This is a genomic window from Cupriavidus basilensis, from assembly GCF_029335485.1.
Lineage (GTDB): Bacteria > Pseudomonadota > Gammaproteobacteria > Burkholderiales > Burkholderiaceae > Cupriavidus > Cupriavidus basilensis_E.
This window is the reverse complement of sequence record NZ_JARJLM010000559.1, coordinates 97455-103886: the sequence shown is the minus strand read 5'-3', so window position 1 is coordinate 103886 and position 6432 is coordinate 97455. Positions and strand designations below refer to the sequence as shown.

Below are 6432 nucleotides of genomic sequence, written 5' to 3'. Positions count from 1 at the left end.
AGCGGGCCCGCCCAACGCTTCCAGCTGACCGCCGAACAGGTGGAGACGCACTGGGGCGAGCAGACCCGCGGCGTGCTGCTGGCGTCTCCCTCCAACCCCACCGGCACCTCGATCCTGCCGGGCGAGCTGACGCGCATCCTGCAAGCCGTACGCGCGCGCCAGGGCTTTGCCATCGTCGACGAGATCTACCAGGGCCTGTCCTACGACGCCCCGCCGGTATCGGCCCTGAGCCTCGACGACGATGTCGTCACCGTCAACAGCTTCTCCAAGTACTTCAATATGACGGGGTGGCGCCTGGGCTGGCTGGTGGTGCCGGACGCGCTGGTGAGTGCCTTCGAGAAAGTGGCGCAGAACCTGTTCATCTGCGCCTCCGCGGTTGCTCAGCATGCGGCGCTGGCCTGCTTCTCCCCTGAAGCCCTGGCCATCTACGATGCCCGCAAGGCCGAATTCCACCGCCGCCGCGACGCCATCGTGCCGGCGCTGGAGTCGCTCGGCCTGCGGGTGCCGGTCAAGCCGGATGGCGCCTTCTATGTGTATGCGGACTGCCGCGGCGTCAACCACCCCGCCGCAGGCGATGCCGACAGCCTGACGCAGGCCATGCTGCACGATGCCGGCGTGGTGCTGGTGCCGGGCCAGGATTTTGGCCCGTACACGGCCAGCGACTACATCCGCATCTCGTACGCGACCTCGATGGAGAATATCGAGCAAGCCATGGCACGCCTGGGCAAGTTCTTCGCCTGAACAACGAAAAAAGCACCCCGAAGGGTGCTTTCAGATTGCTGGCAAAATCGGACCTGTGGTGGCGGCCCCCCTCTCCCCATGAGGGAGAAGGAGTAACACCCTCGTCATGCCACGCGGTTTGGGCGCATCCGGCCGGCTTGGGCTAGTGCCTCAGGCTTGCCAGGGCCGCCGCCAGCACCTGTCAGGCGCTCTTGGGCACGTTGCCCGCGGCTTCCAGCTTGTCGCCCGCGCCTTGATGGTGCTCGGCCTGGGCCTTGGCGCCGGGCGTGGCTTCCGGCTTGGCGGCGACCGGCTCGGGCGCATTGCGCACGCCCAGCAGTTGACGCAGGCGGGCACGTTCCGCCAGCACCTTGGCGCCATAGCCGCCATCGGTGTTGGTCGTCGCCGCGCCCACGTAATACTTCAGGCCACCTTCCAGCGAACCGGCGCGGGCAATGCAGTCCTTCAGCACCAGCGCGCCGATCTTGATGTTGGCGTATGGGTTGAGCGCGGCGGCCACGCCGCCCACGGCCTCGTACTTGTCCTGGTGGACCTTGGTCATCACCTGCATCAGGCCCTGCGCGCCCACGCCGCTCTCGGCGTACGGGTTGAAGCTGGACTCGATCGCAATCACGCCCAGGATCAGCAGCGGATCGATGCCGACTTCGCGCCCGGTCAGGTATGCGGCCTTGACCAGTTGCGCGGTTGCCTGCGCGGCTACCCGATACTTGCGGGCAATGTATTCCGCCACGGCAGCCTGCTCGCGCGCGCTGCCCAGCGTGGCGGAACTGCGCGCGTCCAGCGCCACGCGCTGCGCCGGGATCTGCGCGGCCAGATGGGCCACGGAAGGCACCTTGCCCGCCGTCGTCTGGCCCCAGTCGTCGGTCCCGGTCACCGTCGGCAAGCCCGCGGGCTTCGAAGGCACCGTTGCCAGGGCCAGCTTGGCCGCGGCGACGTCGGCCGTGGACGCAGGCACCGCCGCTTCCATCAGCACCGCGGGTGCTTCGTCCCCGGCCAGCGCACCGGCCAGGGCCGTACGCCATTCCTGGCTGAGCGACAGCGATACTGCCGCGACGACAGACACCACCCCGAGACTGTTCAGGGCGTACTTCAGTGTTGCACGACCGCCCCGTATGGCGCGGTTAGCCACCGGATGCGCGAGACGAACCTGCAACGCCCGACTCACTCCGGGTACCGGTTGTCTGAAGCGGACCTGCAATGCCCGTCCGACACCGGGAAGATGAAGGGTTTTCCAACCACTCATACTTACCTCCATCCGCTGTCCGCTTCGCGCTGCGCTATTGCGCCGCACGCCCGATGACCGCGTATTCAAGTAAGGATGCCGCACTGCCTAGCAAGGACCGCCAGCACCTGTTGGTGGGCGCTCCCCATGCGCCCAACGAGAAACAGGGTAGGCTCTTGGGGGAGCCTGCCCTGCTGCGAACTACTCAAAACCACCGGCTCGGCGCCGGGCAATCAGGCGGGCCCGTCCTTGCTCAGACGAATCCGCTCAGATGATCAAATATGGATAATTCTCCACCAACCCCTTGACAGGGCCAAAAGAAATGTGCTGCATCGCAACACTCCAACGAGTAGAGCCGGATTGTAGAAACCCTTTTATACATCGTCAAGAATAACGTTTAGCAAAAACAAAGCTTCTGGTTATATGTAACAAGGCTCTTTTACGCACTTCCGCTCCCCTGGGAATCGGCTGAAGTCAGCACTGGCAATGCATGGAGGGCATCGACACCGAGGCCGGCGGGGCAAAAAAATTTACAATTTGGACATGGAATTCGGGGCAAATTTTTTACGCCCTATTGCATCGATGTGCATATAAATGCATATCTTAAACATATCACTTGTGCGGACAGGGACTTCCGAGTGCCTGAGCCTCAACAGAATTCACTATGAAATACAACGACTTGCGCGATTTCATCGGCCAGCTGGAAGGCCTTGGCGAACTGAAACGGATTGGCGTGCCAGTGTCGCCCAACCTGGAAATGACTGAAATCTGCGACAGGCTGTTGCGAGCAAATGGACCGGCTGTCGTGTTCGAACGCCCTAGCGATCCCCACCGGCCTGGGCATACTTATACGGTGCCGGTACTGGCCAATCTGTTCGGCACGACACGCAGAGTCGCACTTGGCATGGGCGCGGAAAGCCTGGCCGACCTGCGCGACATCGGCCGCGTCTTGTCGGCGCTCAAGGAACCCGAGCCGCCACGCGGCCTGCGCGAAGCCGGCAAGCTCTTCACGCTGGCCAAATCGGTGTGGGACATGGCGCCCAAGCGGGTCGGCAGCCCCGCCTGCCAGGAAGTGGTGTGGGAAGGCAATGACGTCGATCTCGCGCGCCTGCCGATCCAGACCTGCTGGCCGGAAGACGCGGCACCGCTGATCACCTGGGGCCTGGTGGTCACCAAGGGCCCGCACAAGAAGCGCCAGAACCTGGGCATCTACCGCCAGCAGGTCATCAGCCGCAACCAGGTCATCATGCGCTGGCTGGCGCATCGCGGCGGCGCGCTGGATTTCCGCGAGCACGCCCTGGCAAACCCCGGCAAGCCTTTTCCGATCGCTGTGGCGCTGGGCGCCGACCCCGCCACCATCCTCGGCGCGGTCACACCGGTGCCGGACACCCTGTCGGAGTACCAGTTCGCCGGCCTGCTGCGCGGCAGCCGTACCGCGCTGGCCGGCTGCATTACGCCGACGCTGTCCGAGCTCAGCGTGCCGGCCTCGGCCGAGATCGTGCTGGAAGGGCATATCCAGCCCGACCCGAACCACCCGTCCGGCTACCAGCATGCGCTCGAAGGCCCTTACGGCGACCACACCGGCTACTACAACGAGCAGGACTGGTTTCCGGTCTTCACCATCGAGCGCATCACCATGCGGCGCGACCCGATCTACCACTCCACCTACACCGGCAAGCCGCCCGACGAACCGGCCGTGCTCGGCGTGGCGCTCAACGAGGTATTCGTGCCGCTGCTGCAGAAGCAATTTCCGGAGATCACCGACTTCTACCTGCCGCCCGAGGGCTGCAGCTACCGCATGGCGGTGGTGCGCATGAAAAAGCAATACGCCGGCCACGCCAAGCGCGTGATGTTCGGCGTCTGGAGCTTCCTGCGCCAGTTCATGTATACGAAGTTCATCGTGGTGGTCGATGACGATGTCGACGTGCGGGACTGGAAGGAAGTGATCTGGGCCATCACCACCCGCGTCGATCCTTCGCGCGACACCGTGCTGGTGGACAACACCCCGATCGACTACCTCGACTTCGCCTCGCCGGTGTCCGGGCTGGGCTCGAAGATGGGCATCGACGCCACCGACAAGTGGCCCGGCGAGACCACGCGCGAGTGGGGCCGTCCGATCAGGATGGATGACGGCGTCAAGGCGCGCGTGGACGGGCTGTGGGACAGCCTGTTCGAAGCGCGGGACAAGGCGTAAGCGCATGCGGGCCCAGCCGGGCCGGCCCTGCATGCCGACAGCATGTAAGATCACGCTGGCCGGTCGGCGGTGAACGCAGCGCCAGGCAACATCTGGCAACACCAGGCACCCCTGACCATCCCAACCCATCCGCACGTCCGCGCAGACGGACCCGAGGAGGAGACATGACCCCCCTTGAACAAGGGAAACTGATGTGGACGCCCTCACCGGCGTTCCGCGACGGCAGCCACATTGCGCACTTCATGCGCTGGCTGGAAAGCGAGCGCGGGCTCGCCTTCGGCGACTACGCCGCGCTTTGGCAATGGTCGGTGACCGACCTGGAAGCCTTCTGGGACGCCATCCGGGCTTACTTCGACCTGCGCTTCGACACGCCGCCCGTGCGCGTGCTCGGCAACCCCGCCATGCCCGGCGCGCGCTGGTTCGAAGGCGCCAGCCTGAACTATGTGCAGCAGGTGTTCCGGCACGCCGGCAGTGGCGCCGCACGCCAGCGCACCGCCATCCGCCATGCCAGCGAGTCGCGCGAGGTCGCCGACCTGAGCTGGGACGCGCTGGAGGCGCAGGTCGCCTCGCTGGCACATGCCCTGCGGGAAATGGGCGTGGCCCGCGGCGACCGCGTGGCCGGCTACCTGCCCAACATCCCCGCCACCGTCGTCGCCTTCCTGGCCACCGCCAGCCTCGGCGCAATCTGGTCCGGCTGCGCGCCCGACATGGGCCAGGTCGCAGTGATCGACCGCTTCCGCCAGATCGAGCCCAAGGTGCTGATCGCGGTGGACGGATACGGGTATGGCGGCAAAGCCTACGACCGTCTGCCGGTGCTGGCCGACCTGGCCGCCACCCTGCCCTCGCTCACCGACCTGATCCTGGTGCCGGCCGGAGCGGCCGACCCCGGCGCCCTCGCGCTGCCCGCCGGCGTGCGCCGCCACGCATGGCAGGCGGTGCTGGCGCATCGCGTGCCGCTGGCGATCGAATCCGTACCGTTCGACCATCCGCTGTGGATCGTCTACTCCTCGGGCACCACCGGCATGCCCAAGCCCATCGTGCACGGCCACGGCGGCATCGTCATCGAGCAACTCAAGCTGATGGCCTTCCACAACAACCTGGGACCGGACGATGTCTTCCATTGGTACAGCAGCAGCGGCTGGATCATGTGGAATGCGCAGGTGGCGGGACTGCTGCTGGGCACCACCATCGCGCTCTACGACGGCAACCCCGCGTTTCCCGATGCCGGTGCGCTGTGGCGCTTCGTGGACGCCGCCGGCGTCACCGCCTTCGGCGCCGGCGCGGCGTACTTCACCGGCTGCATGAAGGCCGGCATCGAGCCCGCCCGCGAGGCCGATCTGTCCCGGCTGCGCGCGCTCGGCTCGACCGGCTCGCCGCTGCCGGCCGAAGCCTACGACTGGATCTACCGCCATGTGCGGGCCGATATCTGGCTCGCGCCGATGAGCGGCGGCACCGACTTCGCCGGCTCCTTCGTGGCGGGCTGCCCGATCCTGCCGGTCTATTCGGGCGAGATGCAGTGCCGCTGCCTGGGCGCCAGGGTCGAAGCCTTCGACGAGGCGGGCCACGCGCTGATCGACGAGGTGGGCGAACTGGTGTGCAGCGCGCCGATCCCGTCGATGCCGCTGTTCCTGTGGGGCGACGCCAACGGACAGCGCTACCGCGACAGCTACTTCGACACCTATCCCGGCGTGTGGCGCCACGGCGACTGGATCAAGATCACCCGGCACGGCGGCGCCATCATCTATGGCCGCTCGGACGCGACCATCAACCGCCATGGCATCCGCATGGGTACCAGCGAGCTGTACCGCGTGGTGGAAGACCTGCCTGAAGTGCTCGACAGCATGGTGGTGGACCTCGAATACCTTGGCCGCGACTCCTATATGCCGCTGTTCGTGGTGCTGCGGGAAGGCCTGGTGCTCGACGAAGCGCTGCGCGACCTCATGCGCGCGCGCATTCGCAGCGCGCTGTCGTCACGCCACGTGCCGAACGAAATCCTGCAGGTGCCCGGCGTGCCGCGCACGCTGTCGGGCAAAAAGATGGAAGTGCCGATCAAGAAGCTGCTGCTGGGCCACGCCCCGGACAAGATCGCCAACCGCGATGCCATGGCCAACCCGGACACGCTGGACTGGTACTTTGCCTATGCCGAGCGTTTCCTCGCGGCGCGCGCCGGCGGTTCCGCCACGGCCTGAACACGGCATGAGGCAAAAAAAGCGCACCATGGCGGCAAGCGCCGTGGTGCGTTCCATCCAGATCGAAGCCGGATCAAAAGCAGGAG

At 66.0% G+C, this 6432-nt stretch carries 4 protein-coding genes; 3 read left to right on the top strand and 1 reads right to left on the bottom strand.

Going from position 1 to position 6432, the window contains the following annotated elements:
• Positions 1-741, top strand: a 741-nt coding sequence (locus P3W85_RS35055; RefSeq protein WP_276268137.1) for an aminotransferase class I/II-fold pyridoxal phosphate-dependent enzyme, incomplete at its 5' end; no start/stop codon positions are given.
• Between the two features lie 181 nt (positions 742-922).
• On the opposite strand, the gene P3W85_RS35050 is transcribed toward P3W85_RS35055, so the two are convergent.
• Positions 923-1984, bottom strand: coding sequence for a lytic transglycosylase domain-containing protein (locus P3W85_RS35050; RefSeq protein WP_035816768.1), 1062 nt, complete (start codon positions 1982-1984; stop codon positions 923-925).
• 643 nt (positions 1985-2627) lie between these two features.
• Here P3W85_RS35050 and ubiD point away from each other — a divergent pair.
• Together ubiD and P3W85_RS35040 are read left to right on the top strand one after the other, a co-directional pair.
• Positions 2628-4157, top strand: a complete 1530-nt coding sequence (gene ubiD / locus P3W85_RS35045) for a 4-hydroxy-3-polyprenylbenzoate decarboxylase (protein ID WP_017230255.1) — start codon at positions 2628-2630, stop codon at positions 4155-4157.
• 164 nt (positions 4158-4321) lie between these two features.
• A complete protein-coding gene (locus tag P3W85_RS35040; RefSeq protein ID WP_276268136.1) occupies positions 4322-6346 on the top strand; it encodes an acetoacetate--CoA ligase in 2025 nt (674 codons plus the stop codon).
• Positions 6347-6432 lie beyond the last annotated feature (86 nt).